Origin of the sequence: Streptomyces sp. NBC_00667 (assembly GCF_036226825.1) — a bacterium.
In the GTDB taxonomy this organism is placed as follows: Bacteria; Actinomycetota; Actinomycetes; order Streptomycetales; family Streptomycetaceae; genus Streptomyces.
In genome coordinates this window covers 7,113,019-7,132,883 of sequence record NZ_CP109022.1, presented here as the reverse complement: position 1 = coordinate 7,132,883, position 19,865 = coordinate 7,113,019, and the positions used below count along the sequence as shown (strand labels likewise).

The following is a 19,865-nucleotide window of genomic DNA, read 5'->3' as shown; positions in this document are numbered from 1 at the left end:
GGTTCCTGAGCGCTGCGCGCTCAGGAGAGAACCGCCGCGCTGCGCTCGGCGGCGGGCCGCTTCGCGGTCCTAGCCGGCCCTTCGGGCCGGAGTCCTGCGCTTCGCTCCGGACTAGTTCGGGGTTCCGCTTCGCTCCACCCCGAACGGCCTGCTCCGCAGGCCTGGGTGACCCCGTTTCACGGTGTCCGGGCCTACGGCCCGTTGGGCGGGTCCGCTCCGCTCCCCCACCCGGTCCTTCCGGCTTCGCCTCCAGGACCAGCCCGCTTCGCGGGCGGCTGGCAGCAGGTGAGCACGGGCGGCTCTTGGCCTGCGGAGTTCCCGGGGCTGGCCAGAACGGGGCTGAACGCAGCCCGCGGCTCACCCGTGCTGCTGTAGCGGATGACGAAGTCCACTGTCATCTGTATGCCGATTCCTGTCAGCCGGGTGACGAGCAACGTGGAGCCGATTCGGCCTCATGGGGGCTGGACCAGCAGCAGTGCCACACGCCGATCCTCCCCAGATAGCCAGAGATGAAAACATGATCACGAAGCCTTGAGGAGACCTCATCGAACCAGACCACCAATGAAGCTGCTTCAATCTGAGCAAGGGATAGGCTCTGGAAAGATCATCCCGTACCAGATCCACTGACCGACGACAGGTCTGTCACCAGCCCCATGTCGGGCTCGTCAGCGCAAATGGCGAAGCTCACGCAGCCCATAGTCCGGTGGCAACCACCCCTTCTTCCGACGCTCGATGGTCTTCCGCGTGTGCGGAGGTGGGTACGGGCATCCCTGCATCAGATCGGGTTCATCACTGGCCCACGTAAGCCCGTAATGCGCAGTACACACCGGCCAGATGGTCTTCGCGGGCTCTGAGCTGGCTCCGTTCTTCGCCGGCTCCGGGACGGCTTGGGGCGCGGCGGCTGGGGCGGGCGCAGCCTGCAGCCCTCGGCGAATGACGTCAGGGACGGCAGCCCCTCACCTCCCAGCGGATCGGCGAAGAGTGGGCCGCTGGTACCGGCCCCGATCCGCCAGAGGAGAGCGGCCGCCCTCAGCAGCGGGCGGGCCCACTCCGGCACGAGGTGCGTCATGCAGCCCTGGCGCAGCCCCTGGTCGTGCAGGGTGATGGTCCTGCCGTCCACGCCGAGGTCACGGACCTGCGCGGTGGCGAGCTGGGTGGTGGAAGCTGCGGTGAACGCTGCCGTGGCGAGCTGGGCCGCCAAGTAGGGGTGCGCCGTCGCTCGGTGGAGCCGCCACGCCACCTCCGCCTCGGTAACGGGCGGCATGACCGGCGGGAAGAAGTCCCGGTCCGCCGCCAGGGGCGCGGTACACCGGCACCGGCCGGTCGCGTCGTCGAAGGCCTTGAGGGTGGTCAGTGCAGGCAGGCCGATCCAGCGGTTCGCCAACGGCCGCGCTGCATGGGGGACCTGGCGGTCCAAGATGCCCGGCTCTGCCTCGGGCAGCAGGGCGGAGGCCTCAGCGACGAGGTGGTCCACCTGGCACAGTTCGCGTTCCAGAAATGCCCGCATGGCCCGGTGGTGGCAGACCAGAACCAGGCGGACCCCCGTGCGTCGGCGCAGGGCCAGGAGACCTCTGAAGCGGTGCGGAGTGAGCAGGTGGGCGCGCAGCAGGGTTAGATGCGTGATGGGGGTGGCCAGGATCCAGGCGGCCGCGATCGACCAGGCCGGGGCCGGGTCGAGGTGGCGGTAGCCGCCCAGAGGGACGGGCTTGCCCAAGGCCGCGAGGATGTCGTAGGCGAGCGCGATCGCGGCGTCGGTCCCCGGGGTCGGATGAACGGTGAGGCGCCCGTGCTGCGGGGCGTGGGAGGCCAGCGCCGCCCGGGTGTGGACGACGTCGTCGTACGGGTCCAAGACCACCGTGACCGGCGGAGGTTTCGGGCAGTCCAGCACCTCAGGCCACCACCGGGCGCTGGCGCAGCTTGCTGTAGGACCAGCGCAGCAGGTCCTCGTCCAGGATCCGCCCGGACTCCTTCATCCCCGCGGTCAGGTGATGGGTGATCTTCGCCCAGGCCCGGAAGTTGCCGTGCGCGGCCTCGTCATCGCACATCGCGATCAGGTCCGGGTCCGCGTCCGCCCACACAGGATGGAAGGCCGGGATGACGGTGAGGACCTCCTCCAGCGGCATCGGCTCGATCTCCTGCCACGCGTACACCCGGGACTCCAGCATCGGCTCGCTCTGCAGCATCTCGAAACAGCCGTCCCCGCCCGTGAACACGATCGTCAGGTCCGAGCCGATGTCATCCCACAAATAGCGCAGGTACTCGAAACACAACTTCGACAGCCACTGCGCCTCATCGCAGACCAGGACATGCGTCTCCTCAAGGGCGCCGCGCAGCATCCGGTCGAACTCGATCGGCTGCCCCGGCGGACGGCCCTGCAGGCTGAGAGCGTGGAACAGCTCGTGGCGCAGGTCCCGGGTCGAGGGGCGGGAGCGGAACTGGATCCGGCGCGTCAGCTTCGGCGCGAGCTCACGCAGCGAGGTGTTCACCGCCAACGACTTGCCCCGACCCGCCTGGCCGTAGATACAGATCATCGCCCTGGCCTCGATCGCGGCACGGATGTTCTCCCGCACCATCAGTAGGGCACGCGTGGAAACCACCTGCGCGCCCGGCAGACGCATGAAGTGGTCCTCCCGCTCACGAGGCAGCCGGCCCTTGCGTTCGGCAGTCACCATCGCTCAACGCTCCCCGCTGTCGTCACCTACACCAGCCGCTCCCGGCGGCCCGCCATCGGCTGCCCCTGCCTGCCCGGCATCCGTCTGCGGGCCGGCCGCGCGGCGAGGGCGGACAACCGGCCGGGCCCAGGAAGCCGGGGGTTCACGGGGAGGGATCAGGTCCGGAAGCGCCCGCGCCGCCAGATCCACTCCCCTGGCCCGGGAGATCTCCGCCTCGGCCTGAGAGGAAGTGACCGAGCGCCGCGGACGGGGCACGGCAGCCGTAGTCGTTGCCGTGTAGCGGGCCTTGCGCAGCTTCTCCGCCGCCTTCAGATCCGCTTTCAACTGCCGGGCCTTCTTCTCCCTGACCGAACTCAGCGCACGACGCTGCTCCACCGTCGCCGCCTGGGCCAGATAGGCGCTGCCCAGGTGACGGCCCCACTCCTCGGTAGAGAACACCTCAATCCGCCCGTCGTAGTGCGGCAGATACCTCAGCCGCACCCGCATACCGACGTGCCCAGCCATCCACGGCGCGATATAGGCACGGCGCCGCCAGGAGACCCCGTTCGTCGTGATCTTCCGGACCCGCCCGTCATCCTCCAGCGCGAAAAACACCAACCGCTCCTCCGGGACATCCTCGACCGGTGTCGGGTCCGACTCCCATGCCTGCGCGGGCGTGCGACCGCCTGTGAGGCCCGCCGGACGGTGCTCGGTGTTCCACCAGACCACCCAGTCCAACAGCACCTTCACGAAGTCCGGGTAGGGCAGCAGGCCCTCCACCGGATCGGTCCGGTACGCCTCCGCAGGCCGGGCCCGGCGGGTGTACCCGGGGAGGGAGACGAGCAGCATCTCCTCGACCGCGCCGTTCAGCGCCTCGACGGTGCCCTTGCGGTAGGGCTTGTACGCCGGCAGGTCATCGACCGGGACAGCGAAAGCGCCCAGAGCGCGCGACACCGCCTTCGAGAGGAAGTCCTTGCCCCGGTCCACCCGCACCCGCCCCGGCAGACCCCCGAACGGACCGTAGGGGTCGACCCGGCTGATCCCCGTGCGCAGCGCGGCCAGCACCGCATCCCGGGCCGGCTGATGCGGGGTGACCGCCACCCCCACGACCACCTTCGACGCCACATCGATGAACCACGTCACCCACGGACACACCCCCACCCCGTCCAGGCTCACCCGGACCGGGACCCGCTTGTGATCCCCCTCCCAGCACGCGTTGCGATGCGTCGGCGGGCGCTTGCCGTACACGTCATACCGACGACGCGCCGCCTCACCCACACGCAACCCCGCCCGCTCCCCTGGCGACAAGTCCCGCACCACAGCCCTGTGGAACACCGACAGCGACGGCACCGGACCCGCCAACGGATCCCGCGCGGCACGGGCCACGAGCTCGCGATGCACCGCGGAGACGTTCCCGCCCCACAACGCCAGCGAACGGCGCATCTCGTCGGTCACCGTAAAGCGCGAACGCGCCTTACGGCCGGTCCGTCCCCCGGACCGAGCGGCCGCCAGCCAGCTCCACACCGTCCGCTCCGACACCCCCGACGACGACGCCACCAACCGCACACGAGCCGAGGACAACTCGCCCCGGGAATCCAACGACAACAGACGGGCAACAGCCGCCTCACGTCCCACAGCAAGCGGCATCACCGCGTCCCCGGCGTCGAGCCCCTCCCCGGCCATGCCCACCACCCCCCAGACACACTCCCGCGAAGACGCTTGTCCGCCCCCGCCCACCTCATACAGACACGCCGCGCAGCATCACCCGAACGGAGGTGCCCGGCTCAGGCGGACCGCGCAGATTGACGCAGCAGCCCATGGGGCAGCTCTTGCCTGCAGACGGGGCTACGAAGGGGAACCATGGCGCGAAGGAAGTCGCTGGCGTCTCAGCTCATGCAGGCATACCGCGACGCCCAAAAGGCCAAGGCAGCAGCAGCGAAGCAGGCAGAAGCAGAGCGGCTACGCCAGGCGCGCGCCGAGGAACGGGAAGCGGCCCGGCAAGCCAGGGAGGACGCCCGCAGAGAGCGAGAGCAGGCGCAGGCTTGGGTACGGGCCAAGAAGCAGAACGAGAGGGCGCGTACCGAGGAGGCACGCAAGGCCGATCAGATCGTCCGGGACCTGGAGAAACGTGAAACGGCCCGGACGAAGGCGGCCGAGCAGAAGAAGAAGGCCGCGGCGCGTGAGAAGACCGAGTCCGACCGGCGGGCAAGCCAGCAGATGCGCGAGGACCTGCGCCGTGAAGCCGCAGATAAGACCGCCGACGTCGAGGAGCAGGTCGAGCGCCTGAACTCCGTGCTCACTGACAGAGCGACAGGACTGCACGCTTACCGCCTGCCGGTAGAACAGGCCTTCCTCAGGAAGGGGATCGACGCGATGACTGGCCACGTCGAGGCCGTACTCGGCCAGGTCAGCTACCTCAACGGACTTCGCGGTACATGGCGTACGGCGTTCACACCCGAATCACGAGAGCTCGTGCTGGACGTCGAACTCCCCAGCCAGGTGGCGGTACCGATGGCCATGCAGTACCGGTACAAGGCTTCCACTCCGCCCGCGGTCGTCCCCCAGCCTCGGAAAGACGCCGAAACCAAGGCCATGTACAGGGACCTCGTCGCCAGACTCCCACTCCGCGCCATCGACGAAGCGCTCGCCGTGACACCACCCGCGCTGGTCGACGTCGTGGCCTTCAACGGGCATGTCGCCGCCAAGGACCGGGCCACAGGAAGAGCAATTCGACCCTGCCTGGTCAGCCTGCGTGCGGAGCGGAACACCTTTGAGGAACTCGTCCTAGACGAACCAGAACTCGACCCTGTACAGACCCTGCACTACCTCAACGCCATCGTCTCCCAACACCCCTACGACCTGGAACCCGTCCGGCCAGTGGTCACGTTCGACCTAGCCAAATTCAAACTCGCACCCGAACACGACGTGGTCGCCGGCCTGGACAGTCGGCCCGACCTACTCGCACTCGACCCCATCGAATTCGAACATCTCATCCGGCGCCTGTTCGAGGCGAGGGGACTCAAGTCCTGGGTCACCCAGGCCTCACGCGACGACGGGATCGACGCAGTCGCCATCAGCGAGGAACCCCTGGTCGGCGGCCTCTGCATCATCCAAGCCAAACGCACCAAGAACGTCGTACCAGCAGAGACCGTCCGCGCCCACGCCGCCATGGTCAACGACAAAATCGCTTCCAAAGGCATCGTCGTGACCACCGCCTGGTTCGGGAAAGCCAGTCACGACTTCGCTCCGCGCCACCGACTGGAACTCATCGATGGCCGACACCTCAAGGCACTCCTCCTCGAATACCTCGACATCGACGCCCTCATCGGACTCCCCAAGCTCCCACCCGGCTGGGCAACACGAGACCTCACCTAACCGCGCATACCGGTCCAACACCCACAGACTCGGCGACAGCTCCACCCACAGGATCGGCGGCACCCTTCAGCAAAAAATCAGCACCGAACCTTCAGAACAGGAGCCGCACCACCACAAACCCGCACGTCACAGCACTCAAAACCCACTGAAGAAAAAACGCCGAACACTGAAGAACCAACGCCGAATATCAATGGCCAAATCACCCTTCCACACCTGCTACACCGCACCTCGCCGTCCGGGTCAACTCATTCTGATGACACCAACTCCACCGCACCAGCCCGCCCCCAAAGGCCTCCCACCACCTCGTGACCAGCACAGAACGAGCGATCGAGGAACCGGACAGCCCATGCGGCCTCATGGACAACCACATGCGGCGTCGCACGCGCCGGCTCCCTTGGCTGTAGCGGATGGCGGTGGGTGCTGTCAGTCGGTCCCCGCCGAGCCCCACGAAGCGGTCCTGGCCAAGCGCCTCCACCAGATCGCCCACCCACTCCACGCGGCAGCCCTCACCATCCACGCCATCACCGGGACAAGCACCGACCAACTGGCCCCGATACGCGGTACCGACATCGACGACTCCCCGCGCATCCTCAAGACCCACGACAGCCGCGCTCACCGCCACTGCCGGATCCACCCCGTACCCGGCTGGGCCCGCCCCCTGCTCACCGCAGCGAAAACCCACGGCCGACTACAGGACCGCGCCCCCGACAACCCACTCCTGCCCCTGATCAACAGCCACAACAGCAAACAACTCCGCCACACCGCAACAGCGATCCACTACCACCTGAACAGCCCCTGACCAGCAACAACCCCACACCGTCATACCAACCGGCAACAAACCGACCAGGCCAACCACCAAAAACGACAGCACCAGATCGGCATCCATATCAGCACAGAAAGCCTCAACAAGCCCCACCCGAACAGCACCTACCCAACAACCACCACACAGACATCACACCGCCGAACCAACACCGACAAAACCCCACAGATCATCAGTACCTAAACTTTAGGGTCGTCTGGGAAGTTCGATCACCGCACACGTAGGACCGCGCGTTGATCGCGACTCGCACTCTGCGGCCCCGCCTGCGGTGACTGCGCTGATTTGGATGCCCCATGCGCCCTGTGGGGCCGAGAACGGCACGCTAATGTGCTGTTTGATTTCGCCCCTGTCGTTGGGCCTGAGGGTGCTGTTGTAGAAGTCGCGCGCTTCGATGGTGTCCCCGTCCGCGGTCACGGCGTTCGCGTACACGTTGATGCTCGCCCACGTGTCGACACCGTCGGCGAGCACGTCGAAGCTCAGCCTCATGTCGGACCTCGGCCCTGCAAGTGTGACGTCAGTGATCGTCGGTCGCCCGTTCCCACCTGCCGCTTTGGACGCGCCGACGACCGCCACGCTCAACGCGACCATGTAGAAGATCACTCCGAGCACCAGTACGACGGTCTCCCACAGGTTGCCCCGCCGGGTCGGGTGGATGAGCAGGGCCACGATGCTGCACACGATGGCGAGGATGGCGCAGAGCGAGGCCACGTAGATGGGCCACGATTCATTGTTAAGCGCGACGAATACGACATCACTCGTCAGCCCCAGCGTGGTCATAACCCCGGCCACCGTGACCAGGGCACCGGCGAGGATCTTGGCAACGTCGTCCAGGCGCTTTCCGACCCCAGCCTGGATCTCGTCGAACGTTGGAGCAGGTTCGTGCCCACCGCTCAGCTGCTTCACCCCGCTCATGGTGGTCGAGGCAGGGTGCGTACGAGTGCTTACGCGCCCATGATTGGCTCGAAGGGAGGAGAAACCAGAGAGGAAGATGGGATCCGTCTCGCCCCTGCTGGCACTTTGGTGAGTCCCGCAGCTCAGCTCGGCCCAGATGTGGTTGCTCAGTGCCACCTGTCGTTTCCCCATCGCAAGCGAGCACCTCGACGAGCTCAGTACACCTTGTCGCCGAGAGCCAGCAAGGTTTTTGGTGGCACGTGGGAACGGTCTGTCGGCCACTGGAGACGTGTTGCCGAGTTCTGGAAACGCGCCGGTGCTTGCTCGAAGCCCTTCTCGGTCGCGGTCACCGGCGGCCCCGACACGGCCCAGCGGCCCATCACCGCGTTCGAGCTGCCCGGCTTCACCCCCTCCCAGCCGCTGCTGAACCCGGTCGTCAACCAGCTGGCCGACAAGCTCGTGCTGCTGACCGGCAAGCCCCGCGGGCTGCGGGAGGCCCCGGACGGGCCGTGGCACCGCTACAAGGACGTCTTTGGCTGTCCAACACCCGCACCCGCCGCGACGGGCTCACCCCCGAACAACGCGACCGCCTGACCGCCCTCGGCATCCACTGGGCCCGATAGGGAGCTGGCGGTGTGGGGCGCATCGGCGGCTGTCGCATCACGCGGCGGCACCGGAGGGTCGCCGCAGCTAGGGCCCGCGGGCACCACGACGCGGACCAAGCCCTCTTCCACAGGCTGATCGAGACGCCGTAGCAGGCCATCTGCCACCCAGTTCACGCTTCGTGACCCGTCGCCGAACATCCCAGCGACATCACGGCCGAACAGCGGCTCGGGAATGGCGGATCGCCAGCCATGCGCCCATACGAGAGCCGCGCTCGGCATCCGGCCATGCGGGATTCGCTCAGCCCCCACGGACACCAGCCACGCTATTGGCTTGCTCGCCCTGCAAGCCCCCCAACCCGTCCGGATGGTGCCCGAACGGCACTGCGCCCGCCTTCATTCACTGTCACGGCGGCGCGTGCGGTGATCACGTAGGTTCGTCCACCAGGTAAGCCGGTCCGAGGAGTCCTGAGGGAAGACGCTCTGCAGGGACGTCGCGGCAAGAACCAGGATCAGGCAGAGCACGACACCCCACCAGGGGACGCCGGCCATCGTCGCGGCCAGGCCACTGGCCGCCGCGACCGAGGCGGGGACCAGGTTGGAGGACACAGCCATCGTCAGACCTCACTTCGCTCACATGTGCGATCCGCCTCTCGCGGTCGCTGAACTCAGCCTTCAACCAGGGCAGACCGTGCGGGAGTGGGAAGGATGCGTTCCCGGCAAGCTGGCAACATCCGCCCCTCCCCTGCCTTCTCCGCCAAAGACATTCCCGGCCTGTCACGGCTGCGTGACAATCAGTCAATGCGCCCATCGGGCGCCGGTCTTTGACGTCCGAAGGGAGGCGGGCATGGAAGAGTCCCCAGACGCGCTCGCGCCAGGAGCCGCGTACGCGGCCGCGCTACGCGAAGCGGTCAGCGAATTCCTCACGAACGGGACACAGGCACAGGTCGCCGAGGCGCTGCACTGCTCCGCATCCTCCCTCTCGCGCTACTTGAAGGGCGAACGGGTCATGCCCCGGGAGTCGCTGCGCGCCTTGCAGGTCTTCCTCGCCGAGGAGGGCACGCCCCTGTCTCCCGACGTGTATGCGGAGCTCGACAGGCTGTGCGGGCAGGCCCATGCCGCCAGCGGCGCCCCCGCCGTCAAACTCGCCCAGCTGGAGGAAGACATGCGGCGCCTGCGGGCGCAGCACCAGCAGGCCCAACAGGTGTCCGACGCACGTCTGGTGTCACTGGAGGAGATGGCCGACCGGCTCGCCTCACAGCTGGAAGCAGCCCTCGAACGCGCTCGCACGGCCGAGGGCGCGGCCGAACTCCTCACGGTCCGCGGCCAGGAACAGGACGAGAGTCTGCGCCATGCCCAGGACTACATCCACCAGATCGAGGCGGAACTCGCCGGACAGCGTGAACAGGCCCGCCTGCTCCAGCAGGAAGCCGCGGTGCTGCGCGCACAGAACCGCCGGCTCATCGAGGAGCAGGCCGCAGGCATTTCCGGGGTGTCAACGCAGGCCGGCGGCCCGGGCACGACGCATCAACAAGCCGGCAGGACCTCCGACGGCGGCCACAGCACAGCAGATGTTCCCGGCCGGGACGAGGACCCTGGCACGGCGCCGGCAGACGGCCGAAGCGCGGCCCCGCAGCCCTCACCTGCCGGCCCCGACTGGGCGTGGCTGTCCACAGCGGGCGGTGTCGCCACCGGTCTGACACTCGTCATCCTCGCGTTGTTCAACCACACCCCCGGCCCGATCGCGACGTCGGAGCCGACCACCGCAGGCTGGTGGTTCCTCGGCAGCGGGCTGACCACCCTCCTCGGCACCATCACAGCTCTCCTCATCAACACCTACAAGAACAGCGAACCAGCCCTCACCGACACACCACCCGACACCACCGACCACGACATCGCCTACTACCAGCCACTGGCCTGAAAGAACGCTACGTTTCCGAGCTGCGGTGGTTCGCCATCGGGCGTGATTAGGCTGGTCGAGGCAATCGAACCGCGTCCGTGCCGCAGCCCCGCAACGCCCACCATCGCGACCGGCGCCTCAACCCGCGGCCCTGCCCTCCCCGAACCCGGGCACGTCCCCGGCAACGACGTCCAGGCGCAGCCGTTTGAAGCGGAGCGGGTGGCGCCACACGCCGCCCCGGTCGATCGAGCGGTCGGCGCTGATCTCGGCCACCAGGTCGGGGCGGACCAGAGAGACGTCCAGCACGTCACGGCTCCCCCAGGTCGCGGCGAACGTGACGCCCTCCCAGGGGTGTCCCGGGTCGGCGGCCGTCAAGTGCTCGCCGACCAGGCGGGCCGCCTCCGTGCGCAGCGGTACGGTGCGGCCGACCGCCCGGAGCCGGCCGTCCTGGTCGTGGCGGCCGAGGACGAGGAGCTGCGGGCGGGTGAGGGATCGCCGCAGCCCCTCTGCTGCTACAAGCGACTCGCCCGCTTCACCGCACAGGACACGGTCTCAAAAGGGGTTACGGCATGCGCTGCCCCCTTTCGCCGACACGGCCATGGATGATGCGAGTACCTCGTGGGCCCTCTTGCGCGGCGGTTGGCTTGCTGTTGCTCACGGCACGTCTATGGGCTCGTAGAGCACGTCGGTTCTGAGAATTGTTTTCGTGCCCTCAAGAATCGGGGACGAGTCGTGAAGCGTCCGATGCCAGAAGAGGAGCGCATCGCCCGGTTCGGGGCGGTGGGTGCTCAGTATTTCCTCAGGTTTTGCGGGCCGGGGCCAGTCCGAGAAGTCGCGTTGCGCAAAGGGAAGCTCGTTCTGCTTGTCGGCGATGAACCGCGTTTCTCCGCCCACTGCCTCATACGACAGGTAGACGACGACCGTCAGGAGAGTTCGCCTTCCGTCAGGGGCAAAATAGGGCGAATCGTAATGCGGGACAAGAAGTCCTCCGTGTTTGTACGTGATGAAGCGCATACGCGGATTGACGGCCACCGGCTTCCAGGGCCTGCCGTCTGAATCTGTCGGATCAACCGATCTCACTTCAAACGAGAGAAACGTCCGCAGCCTGCGGTAGAACTCTGCCGCCAGAGTTCTGGATTCGGCCGTGGCACGGAGATGGCCGACCGGATCTCCCTCTGTATAGTTGGCGGCAATGCCGTCTCGACCCACCGGCACAAAGCGCTGGGCAGCCAGTTCGGTCGCGAATACTTCCACTTCAGCCGGAGTGAGGAAGTTGCTAATCACCCTGGCATCGACGTTTGGGAGCTCCGACTCGATCGGGGCCCATGAGTCATCGGCAGATATTCGGCTCAACGTTTCTTCAGAGAGCTCAAAGGGATTTACCGGTATTTCGAACATGCTCACTTCTCCGCCCTGAGGTCATCGTCGATACCACCGCGGCCGTGGGCCCAAGCGCCCGGAACAGCCGCGGGCAGCACATCGAGGCGAATGGCGGGATTGCTGGCCACGTACTTGTGCGCGTTGAATCCGAGGGACCCGCAGCCTGTGAAGTCGACGCCTGCAGGGAGCGGGGGTCGCTGGGCGATTATCGTCATGGTGACGAGAATAGGCCGGGATGAACCCACAAAGCAAGCAGGACGTACCCAGGGCGGAAGGGGCCCGGAGGCGGGGCGGGGACCGACCCATGGGACTACCGGTACGCGGTAGGCCGGCGAGCTGGACAACGGCCTGGCCTCCGGTATCGCCGACCGGAGCACCTCAACGAGCGTTCTATCCTGGCCACCTCGCGTTTGCGGCGGGACAGGGGGGAGCAGCATGGCCAACGGGTGGATCCGCACCGAGTGGGTGGAGACGGTGTCTCAGGACGGCATGCACCTAATGGAGACGCGCTTGGAGGTGCGGGTTCCTGCGTCTGAGGGTCGCAAGTTCGTCACCTGCGCGCTGACCCGGAGGACGTACGTGGTGAGGGACGGTGTTGCCTGTCGCGACTTGTCCTACAAACTCGGGCGCGATCTGGGCAGTTGGGGCAGCTACGACATCGAGATTCTTTCCGCGACGGGGTGCCCTCCGATCCGGAAGTTCTTCGGGAGCGACGGCGTGCCGGCCGAGCTGCCGCACGATGCTCACTTCGATGCGCATCAGGGGCTTGACGATGGCGAATACACCGTCCGGATCGCGACGGGAATGACGACCAGCTGGACGAGCGGGACGGGACAGACCCTCGAGCTCCCTGTCCCGGGCCACCAGCTCGCATTCACCGTGGTGGGATCCGCACCGCAGGAGGCACGCGCGAGGACCGCCGACCCGTGGGCTGCGCGGCCCTCCATGGAGATACCTGTGGTCGATTGGCGCAACCAATCCACAGCGGAGGCGGCATGGGAGGCCTACCTGCACGGGAACAGAATCCATCGGGATGCCTATGGGATCTTCTCCCCACAACACCTGATGAGGCGTCAGCGCGATACCGCTCTGGAGATTCTCCGGAGCAAGGGCTACGACGTCCCGTGGACCCCGCAACCCGCCAAGACGCTGCACACCTGGCTGGGCGACTGGGGAGGAGCATGGATGCCAGCCGACGTGCTCGCGGCCCTTCACACCGTGCCGGACGACACCGCACAACTCGCATGGCATCAGGGAGCAGAGGAAGCCCTGGACATCGCATGGGATATGCACCACCTTTGGACCACCGACGTGTTCTGACCGGGCCCGCGCTCCCTCCACGACCACCGCGGCGGACGCGGCAGGCCCCGAGGGGCGTTGCCAGGCCGGGGATGATGGGCGGGCGCCTCACACCATGCCCCTCGCCGTCCACCCCGCTGACCTGGAGGGCCTCGACGCCCTCCTGCAAGGCCACCAGAACGCCGGGGATCGGCGGCTGGCCAGGAGGCCGTACGGGAAGAACGGCCCGGCTACGGGGCGCACCACGGCGATACCCAGACCCGGATCTGCGCCGGGCACCACGCACACCGGGAGCCCGGGCTGCACCGGCCCACACGCGCCCCCGCGCCGGCTCCGGAGCTGCGGGCCGAACTGGAGCACCGCGGACTGCTGAAGAAGTGGGAGCCCGTCCCCACTACTGACCTTGAAGTTGTCTTGTCGTAGGGGCTGACGATCGGTGATCGTCGCGGTATGCCGGGTGTATGAGGTATCCGCAGGGTGGGGGTCTGACCGCGGAGAGGCAAGCGTTCCGTGAGCGGGTCCGGATGGAAGCGGTCGCGATGTTCGCCGAAGGTCGGGGCAGCACGGAGATCGCGAAGGAGTTACGGGTCAGCGTCCGATCGGTTCAGCGGTGGCGTCGTGCTTGGCGCGAGGCCGGCCAGGACGGGGTCCGTTCTCAAGGCCCGGCGTCCCGTCCGAAGCTGAGTGACGCATTGTTCGGCGTGCTCGAGGAGGAGTTGGCGAAGGGTCCGGTCGCGCATGGCTGGTCTGATCAGAGATGGACGCTGTCCCGGATCAAGACGTTGATCGGCCGGCGGTTCCACAAGTCCATGACGCTGTCAGGCATCTCCCAGATGCTGCGTCGGCACGGCTGGAGCCATCAGGTTCCGGCCCGTCGTGCCGTCGAGCGCGATGAGGCGGCGGTGGCCGGCTGGGTGAAGGACGTGTGGTCGCACGTGGAACCACCGCGGCGGCGCTCGGGGCCTGGATCGTCTTCGAGGACGAAGCCGGATTCTCGATGACGCCGCCGACCTCCCGCACCTGGGCCAGACGCGGAACCACACCGGTCATCCGGGTCCGCGGACGCTCCCAGCGCCGTTTCTCCATCGCGGCAATGTGCTGCTACAAGCCCGGCGAACGCTCCCGCCTCGTCTACCGGCCCAAACGGCATACCGACCACAAGAGTGGCGGCCGCAAGAGCTTCGCCTGGACCGAGTACCGCGACCTCCTCATCGCCGCCCACCAGCAGCTCGGCGGACCGATCGTCCTCGTATGGGACAACCTCAACGTCCACAAGGACCGCCGCATGCGGGCCTTCATCGACGCACACGACTGGATCACCGCCTACCATCTGCCGCCCTACGCACCCGACCTCAACCCGGTGGAAGGCATCTGGTCCATCCTCCGCCGGACCAGCCAGGCGAACACCGCCTTCACCGACCCCGACCACCTCATGCACCGGCTCAGACAAGGCCTCCGCCAGATCCAATACCGCAGCGACATCATCGACGGATGCCTCACCGGAACCGGACTCACACTGACGACACCACGACTACAAGGTCAGTAACACCCAGACTTCCGGTCAGACCCTCGGCGGAACGGGCCCGTACGCAGGAACCGGGCGTACCGGCCGGCTGGTCGTCGCCCTGCCCGAGACGCTGTGGGTGCCCCTGGCCCGCGGGATCCTGCTGGCCCTGACGGGCGGCTCAAGATGGGGGGTCGAGGTGATCTGCTTCGCCGACACCCGCGGCTCCCAAGTCGAAATCGTCCAGAACATCGGCCGCGCACTCCGCCTCAACCGCGACGGCACCACGAAGATCGCCCGCATCCTCGTGCCCGTCTTCCTGGAACCCGGCGAAGACCCCACCGACATGGTCGCCTCCGCCAGCTACAAGCCGCTTGTCGGATCCTCCAGGGCCTGCGTTCTCATGATGAGCGCCTGGTCGAGCAGCTCGCCTCCCGCGCCCTCACCCGCCAGCGCAAAGTCCACCTCCGGCACGACAAGGACGGGCGGATCGTCGACGCCGGCGGCGAGGGCGAGGACCAGGAGGCTGGCGCCGACGCCGCAGCCCCGTCGGCCCTGCTCCACTTCTCCAACCCGCGGGACGCCGCCACCATCGCCGCGTTCCTGCGCCCCCGCGTCTACCGGCCGGAGTCCCTGGTGTGGCTGGAGGGCTACCAGGCCCTACTGCGGTGACGGGCCGAGAACGGCATCGCCGGCCCCTACGCCGTCCCCTACGACACCGAGACCGAGGTCGGAGTTACGAAGGGTTCCCGCTGGGGCGGTGGGTCCACCAGCAGCGGAAGGCGCTGCGGGCCGGGGAGCTGGAGGAGCGGCGCAAGACGCTGCTGGACGCGCCCGAGGCCGGGATGGTCTGGGAGCCGGGCGAGGAGGCATGGGAGACCAAGCTCGCCGCTCTCCGGTCGTACCGACGGGCCACCGGGCACCTCGCGCCCCAGCAGGACGCCATGTGGGGCGAAGACGACGAGATGGTGCCCATCGGGCAGCACATGGCCAACCTCCGCCGCAAGGGCACGAAGAACGGCCTCGGCAAAGACCCGGACCGGGCGGAGGAACGCGCGGCGCAGCTGACCGGGATCGACCAGGACTGGAACTGCCCGTGGCCGCTCGACTGGCAACGCCACTACCGCGTCCTCGCCGACCTGGTCGACGCAGACGGCAAGCTGCCCGCCATCGCCCCCGGCGTGCTCATGGACGGCGACGACATCGGGCGATGGCTCCAGCGGCAGAAAAAGCCCGCCACCTGGAAGCTGCTGTCGACCGAACAGCACGAGCGGCTGACTGCCCTTGGCATCCAGGCACCGCCTCCCCTTCCCCCTCCGGCACCGGCACCGGCGGCGGGCGGGCCGGCGAAGGGGCCGAGCAAGACGCAGCAGGCGTTCCAGCGTGGCCTGGCAGCCCTCACGCAGTGGGTCGAACGGGAAGGCGCCGAACGGGCGGTTCCACGTGGCCACGGTGAGCCGATCGCGGTCGACTGTGAGGCAGAGCCGGTGATCGTGAAGCTGGGCGTACGGATTTCGAACACACGTGCGAGACGCGAGAAGCTCACCGCTGACCAGCTCGCCGCCCTCGCGAAGCTGGGCGTGGACTGGGCGTGACACCGGCTGCGGCTGGTCGTTGAACAGGACGGTCGAGCGAAGTGCACAGAGAGGCCCCGGGCGTCATCGCCCGGGGCCTCGTGCTGTCGGCGGCCGGCTGCTCCGCCCGGACATGGCGCGGGCCTGCAACGCGAGGTGCAACACCGATTCCACGAACCTCTATCCGAGGCATCACCGCAGGTCAGAGCGCGATGCGCGGCGGTGTTGCACTGGACGTGTCGCCCTGGCCGCTTTCGACGCTGGTGCGCGGCCTGCTCGGGCAGTTGGCCGACTGGCACCAGTCGATCGGCGAGCTGGGCCGCGCGCTCACCACGGCAGCTGAAGGCCGACCGCTACCAGGCTGGTCCCTCGGCGGTGAGCTGGAGCTCCCAGCTACCCGTAACGGGCGCCTCATGGGCGCGGTCATCCCAGAAGGCTGCGCGGTCAGCGACGCCGGCCGCCGCCGATGCGGCGGTCGTCGGCCAGTGCGGTAAGCGGGCCGAACTCGCGGGCAAGCTGGTTCCACGTCAGAACCTCGCCACAGCGGGCCGGGAACTCCTTCGGGTTAAACTCGGGCATGGTCCAGGTGCCAGTGCCCCGGTCCCGCAGCCACAGGTCCCCGTCACCGTCGACCACAGTCGGCGGGACCGGTACGGGCTCGGCCTGATCGGTGGGCTCCCAGGTGACCCGGCCCGGGTGGGAAACGCGGCGCAGCTCGGTGGTGGCCAGCCGCGCGGCCAAGTCACGGGTGGACTCTTCGGCGTCCTTGACCGACGCGAGTCGGAATGCGTCGTCAAGCACGGGCAGGGCTGGATTCTTGCTGCGCTTTGAACTCATACGCTGACTACCTCCGGTGGGGGGCGTCACATCCGTTATGGCACCCCATAGAGCAACACGGTATCCGAGGCGGGAGCCGGGCCAGGCCTCCTCCGCTGGAACGGTCAGGAAGCCCGCAGACGCCCAGGAAGATGCTCTGCGCCAGGTCAGCGACTTGTTGGGTGAGGCGAGGAAGGCACTCGACACGCTGACGAAGTAGCTGGAAGCAACCGTCCAGCCCACGGTTCAGCCCCCGCTCGGTACAACCCTCTCCGGGGCGAGCGCGGCCTCCAGGCGGTCCAGCCGTTCGTGGAGAGCGCGAACGAGGCGGGCGCGGTTCTGGACGCAGCGCACGGTGCCCTCGATCGTCGTGGACAGCCGGCCTTCCGCCGCGCAGGACGACGTCGGCGAGCGCTCTGGGTCCGCTGTTCTTCGGCAGCTGGTCGGCGCGGCGGCGGACGTCGGTGACGAGCGCGCGGGCGTGGCCGGTGAGCTGAAGGGCGATCTGCTCCAGGTCGCGGGCGGTGAGGGTGTCCTCGCCGGTCCAGGCGAGGACGGCCTTGACGAGGCTTTCGTACGGTTCGTGGTCGAGCGGGAGCCCGGCTTGGATCAGGCCATCGGGGTCGTACAGGACCGTGTGCGTGCTGGTGTGCATGGCGGGCCTCGCTGCCGGGAGCGTCGTCGCGCGGGTGGCCGGCGGTCACCGCTGGGGGTCCTCGCTGCCGTCGGCCCCGTCGTCCTGGTCCTCGCCGTGCCGGCCGAGGAACCGGGCGAAGCCGCGGTCCGCACGGGCCAGCAGGGCCGGGGAGGGAACGCCGTAGGGAGGCGACTGGAGGCCGCGGCCCTCCCGGGCCGGGGCGGTGGAGTCGGCGTGTGCGCGCAAGGGGGCCCCGCCTCTCCGGCTGGTGGTCCGTCGATGCCGTCGACGCTACGCACCTGTGGTCCGCGCTCTCAACAAAGTTGCGGAGAATTGCGCCAGTTCACTCCAGGGCGTCGATGGCGACGTGGATGAGGGCGCGGCCAGCGTCGCCGTAGACGGCCATCTCCGCGAGGCCGGCGATGCCGGCGGGCTCGCGCGGCTGCTTCACCTTGATCTCCGCCGTCGGCATCGCCGTTGCGATCCTTCGTTTCATCGCGTCGAGCATGTCTGCCGAGCTCCAGGCCGACGGGTATCCGGCTCGGACTCCTCACTGATGCGGATCCCGAATTTTCCCCAGGGCCGCTCTTCGTTCCCCAGTCGGTTGCTGCTGGCAACGGGGATCGGGGCCGCCCGACCGTGCAGTGTGCGGGCCGTGCTGACCGGTCAAGGGCGCCTGCGGTGGCGCTACGCGCTGGGCTGCGCCCACCCTGGACAGCTCGCCCCGCCCCTGGACCTGGCTGGCTATCGGGCGGCCCCTCCGCTGTGGCGCCCGACCACAGGTCAGCTCCCAGGGGGTGGGGAACTTGGGTGAGCAGGTCTGACCCACCCCCGAGCGCGGGGTGAGGAGATTCGTCGAGCCCCATCATCACAGGCCCGCTCACCGGCTTTACGACTCCAACGGCATCGACGCCATACTTTCGCCGTGCTCGCCGTGGTGCCGGGCGGATCAAGCGCGGCTACATCCGGGAGAAGACCCCGCAGGCCGGCCGACCGCGTCGGCCGAAGGCAACCACGCTGCTCTGCGGCCTTCGCTTTCGCGGCCGGTACGGCCGAACCTACGGCTTCGGGCGGTCGGCCGAGGCTTGGTGGGTGTCCGCCCCGGAGCTGACGTGCCGTTGGGTCTCCTGCGGACCGTGCCAGTCCAGGCACATCACGGTGGCATCGTCCTCAAGTCGGCCGCCGGCTGCGTCCCGTACCGCTGAAGTCATTGCCAGAGCGGTCTCGCGGGGGTGCAGGTTCCGGGTGCGTTCCAGAAGGTCGAGGAGATCGACTTTCTCTCCGTGGCGTTCGAGCATGCCGTCGGTGAACATGAGCAGTCGGTCGCCGGGGCGCAGGTCGACGTCCTGGGCGCGGTAGGGGTGGGGCATGGGCACGGACAGTCCGAAGGGATGGTCCACCTCGCAGGTGATCGCCTTCGCGACTCCATGGCGCAGTCGCAGTGGCCAGGGGTGGCCGGCGTTGACGAGCTGGGCCCGCCCGGTGTGGAGGTTGATGCGCAACAGCTGCCCGGTGGCGTGGCCCTGGCCGTGGTCGGCCAGGGCCTGGTCTGCCAGATGAGCCTGCTCCACCAGGCCGGCCCCTGCGCGACGGGCGCCGCGCAAGGCGCCGACCAGCACGGTGGCGGCCAGGGCCGCATCGATGTCGTGTCCCATGGGGTCGGTCACCGACACGTGCAGGGTGTCGCGGTCCAGGATGTAGTCGAAGGTGTCGCCGCTGAGGTCTTCGGAGGGCTCGAGGCTCCCGCACAGGGTGAACTGGGCCGCCTCGCACGACAGGGACGGGGGAAGCAGCTGGTACTGGATCTCCGCGGCCAGGGTGGGCGGTCTGGAACGCTTGCCCCAGGTATAGAGATCGGTGAAGCGGCCGTTGGCGATCACCACGTAGGCCAGGACGTGCGCGGCCTCCCCGACCTCGGTGAGGGTGTCCTTGCCGGGTCCGGCCGGCAGAAGGAGTTCCAGGAGCCCGATCGCGTCCCCCCGGTTGGTGACGGGCGCGATCACGCGGTGTCCGCGATGGGTCGCCTCCTGGTACAGCCGCTGGGTACGGATCACATGTTCGTACACGCTGCCGAGCAATGGAATCCGTTCCGCTTCCTGGCCGCTCTCCCCCACTCCGGTGGTGGACAGCCGGGCCACCGCCTTCCCCGTCAGGTCCACGATGAGGAAGGAGACCTCGACGGCCTCGAACCGCCGTCGCAGATCCCGCGCGACGACGTCGACGGCCTCCACCGGCGCGGCCGTCTCCGCTGCGGTCAGAAGCCGAGGAAGCTCACTCTGCCCGTCACTCACGGCCACGGTCCCTTCGACGAGCCCCTCCCGCGCCGACGCGGCGATCCGCCAGGGTGAGCGCCACCTGCCAGGCTTTTCACCTACACATCATCCACCCGGAGAGAGCCGGCCACAGGTCTGCCGGC

Annotated in this window: 16 protein-coding genes and 3 pseudogenes; 7 read left to right on the top strand and 12 right to left on the bottom strand. The window is 68.1% G+C overall.

What is annotated here, in order from left to right; translation table 11 throughout:
* Window positions 1-775: 775 nt before the first annotated feature.
* From OHA81_RS32550 to OHA81_RS32540, 3 genes are read right to left on the bottom strand one after another with little or no spacing between them, the layout of a single operon-like run.
* Window positions 776-1,849 (bottom strand): hypothetical protein, encoded by a 1,074-nt coding sequence (locus tag OHA81_RS32550; RefSeq protein WP_329201915.1) that lies wholly within the window; start codon window positions 1,847-1,849, stop codon window positions 776-778.
* Window positions 1,850-1,889: 40 nt separating this feature from the next.
* On the bottom strand, window positions 1,890-2,672 hold the full coding sequence (locus tag OHA81_RS32545) for an ATP-binding protein (protein WP_329201913.1): 783 nt from the start codon (window positions 2,670-2,672) through the stop codon (window positions 1,890-1,892).
* 3 nt (window positions 2,673-2,675) lie between these two features.
* Complete coding sequence (locus OHA81_RS32540) at window positions 2,676-4,298, bottom strand: transposase (RefSeq protein ID WP_443056807.1); 1,623 nt, start codon at window positions 4,296-4,298, stop codon at window positions 2,676-2,678.
* A gap of 213 nt (window positions 4,299-4,511) precedes the next feature.
* Between OHA81_RS32540 and OHA81_RS32535 the strand changes: the two genes are divergently transcribed.
* Complete coding sequence (locus tag OHA81_RS32535; RefSeq protein ID WP_329201909.1) at window positions 4,512-6,026, top strand: restriction endonuclease; 1,515 nt, start codon at window positions 4,512-4,514, stop codon at window positions 6,024-6,026.
* 394 nt (window positions 6,027-6,420) lie between these two features.
* Window positions 6,421-6,825 (top strand): hypothetical protein, encoded by a 405-nt coding sequence (locus OHA81_RS32530; RefSeq protein WP_329201907.1) that lies wholly within the window; start codon window positions 6,421-6,423, stop codon window positions 6,823-6,825.
* Window positions 6,826-7,032: 207 nt separating this feature from the next.
* Here OHA81_RS32530 and OHA81_RS32525 read toward each other — a convergent pair whose 3' ends face one another.
* The gene (locus OHA81_RS32525; protein ID WP_329201904.1) at window positions 7,033-7,749 is read right to left on the bottom strand and encodes a hypothetical protein; all 717 of its coding nucleotides are present in this window, start codon (window positions 7,747-7,749) and stop codon (window positions 7,033-7,035) included.
* A 213-nt stretch (window positions 7,750-7,962) separates the two neighbouring features.
* Here OHA81_RS32525 and OHA81_RS32520 point away from each other — a divergent pair, with 213 nt between their 5' ends.
* Window positions 7,963-8,331: a hypothetical protein gene (locus OHA81_RS32520; RefSeq protein ID WP_329201902.1), complete on the top strand. Its 369-nt coding sequence runs from the start codon at window positions 7,963-7,965 to the stop codon at window positions 8,329-8,331.
* Window positions 8,332-8,735: 404 nt separating this feature from the next.
* Here OHA81_RS32520 and OHA81_RS32515 read toward each other — a convergent pair whose 3' ends face one another.
* Complete coding sequence (locus tag OHA81_RS32515) at window positions 8,736-8,954, bottom strand: hypothetical protein (RefSeq protein ID WP_329201900.1); 219 nt, start codon at window positions 8,952-8,954, stop codon at window positions 8,736-8,738.
* A 232-nt stretch (window positions 8,955-9,186) separates the two neighbouring features.
* Between OHA81_RS32515 and OHA81_RS32510 the strand changes: the two genes are divergently transcribed.
* Entirely contained in the window at window positions 9,187-10,260 is a 1,074-nt protein-coding gene (locus tag OHA81_RS32510) for a helix-turn-helix domain-containing protein (protein WP_329201899.1), read from the top strand.
* A 117-nt stretch (window positions 10,261-10,377) separates the two neighbouring features.
* Here the strand turns inward: OHA81_RS32510 and OHA81_RS32505 are convergent, their stop codons facing one another.
* Entirely contained in the window at window positions 10,378-10,545 is a 168-nt protein-coding gene (locus OHA81_RS32505; protein ID WP_329201897.1) for a hypothetical protein, read from the bottom strand.
* Between the two features lie 348 nt (window positions 10,546-10,893).
* Window positions 10,894-11,637 (bottom strand): 2OG-Fe(II) oxygenase, encoded by a 744-nt coding sequence (locus tag OHA81_RS32500; RefSeq protein ID WP_329201895.1) that lies wholly within the window; start codon window positions 11,635-11,637, stop codon window positions 10,894-10,896.
* Window positions 11,638-12,054: 417 nt separating this feature from the next.
* Here OHA81_RS32500 and OHA81_RS32495 point away from each other — a divergent pair, with 417 nt between their 5' ends.
* From OHA81_RS32495 to OHA81_RS32480, 3 genes and pseudogenes are all read left to right on the top strand, one after another.
* A complete protein-coding gene (locus OHA81_RS32495; RefSeq protein ID WP_329201893.1) occupies window positions 12,055-12,939 on the top strand; it encodes a hypothetical protein in 885 nt (294 codons plus the stop codon).
* A gap of 440 nt (window positions 12,940-13,379) precedes the next feature.
* Window positions 13,380-14,464 (top strand): IS630 family transposase gene (locus OHA81_RS34735; RefSeq protein WP_443056737.1). Its coding sequence is split into 2 segments (ribosomal slippage): window positions 13,380-13,905 and window positions 13,905-14,464, totalling 1,086 coding nucleotides; the frame shifts between segments, so codons are not numbered across the junction.
* 148 nt (window positions 14,465-14,612) lie between these two features.
* Window positions 14,613-16,017 (top strand): annotated as a pseudogene (locus OHA81_RS32480) (Helicase associated domain protein); the annotation flags it as partial.
* Window positions 16,018-16,440: 423 nt separating this feature from the next.
* On the opposite strand, the gene OHA81_RS32475 reads toward OHA81_RS32480, so the two are convergent.
* From OHA81_RS32475 to OHA81_RS32455, 5 genes and pseudogenes are all read right to left on the bottom strand, one after another.
* A complete protein-coding gene (locus OHA81_RS32475) occupies window positions 16,441-16,797 on the bottom strand; it encodes a hypothetical protein (RefSeq protein WP_254211849.1) in 357 nt (118 codons plus the stop codon).
* A 261-nt stretch (window positions 16,798-17,058) separates the two neighbouring features.
* Window positions 17,059-17,467: pseudogene (locus OHA81_RS32470) on the bottom strand (DUF6415 family natural product biosynthesis protein).
* A gap of 45 nt (window positions 17,468-17,512) precedes the next feature.
* The gene (locus tag OHA81_RS32465) at window positions 17,513-17,695 is read right to left on the bottom strand and encodes a hypothetical protein (RefSeq protein WP_329201887.1); all 183 of its coding nucleotides are present in this window, start codon (window positions 17,693-17,695) and stop codon (window positions 17,513-17,515) included.
* 97 nt (window positions 17,696-17,792) lie between these two features.
* A pseudogene (locus tag OHA81_RS32460) lies at window positions 17,793-17,915 on the bottom strand (transcriptional regulator); the annotation flags it as partial.
* A gap of 592 nt (window positions 17,916-18,507) precedes the next feature.
* Window positions 18,508-19,740, bottom strand: coding sequence for a PP2C family protein-serine/threonine phosphatase (locus OHA81_RS32455; protein WP_329201885.1), 1,233 nt, complete (start codon window positions 19,738-19,740; stop codon window positions 18,508-18,510).
* Between the last annotated feature and the right edge of the window lie 125 nt (window positions 19,741-19,865).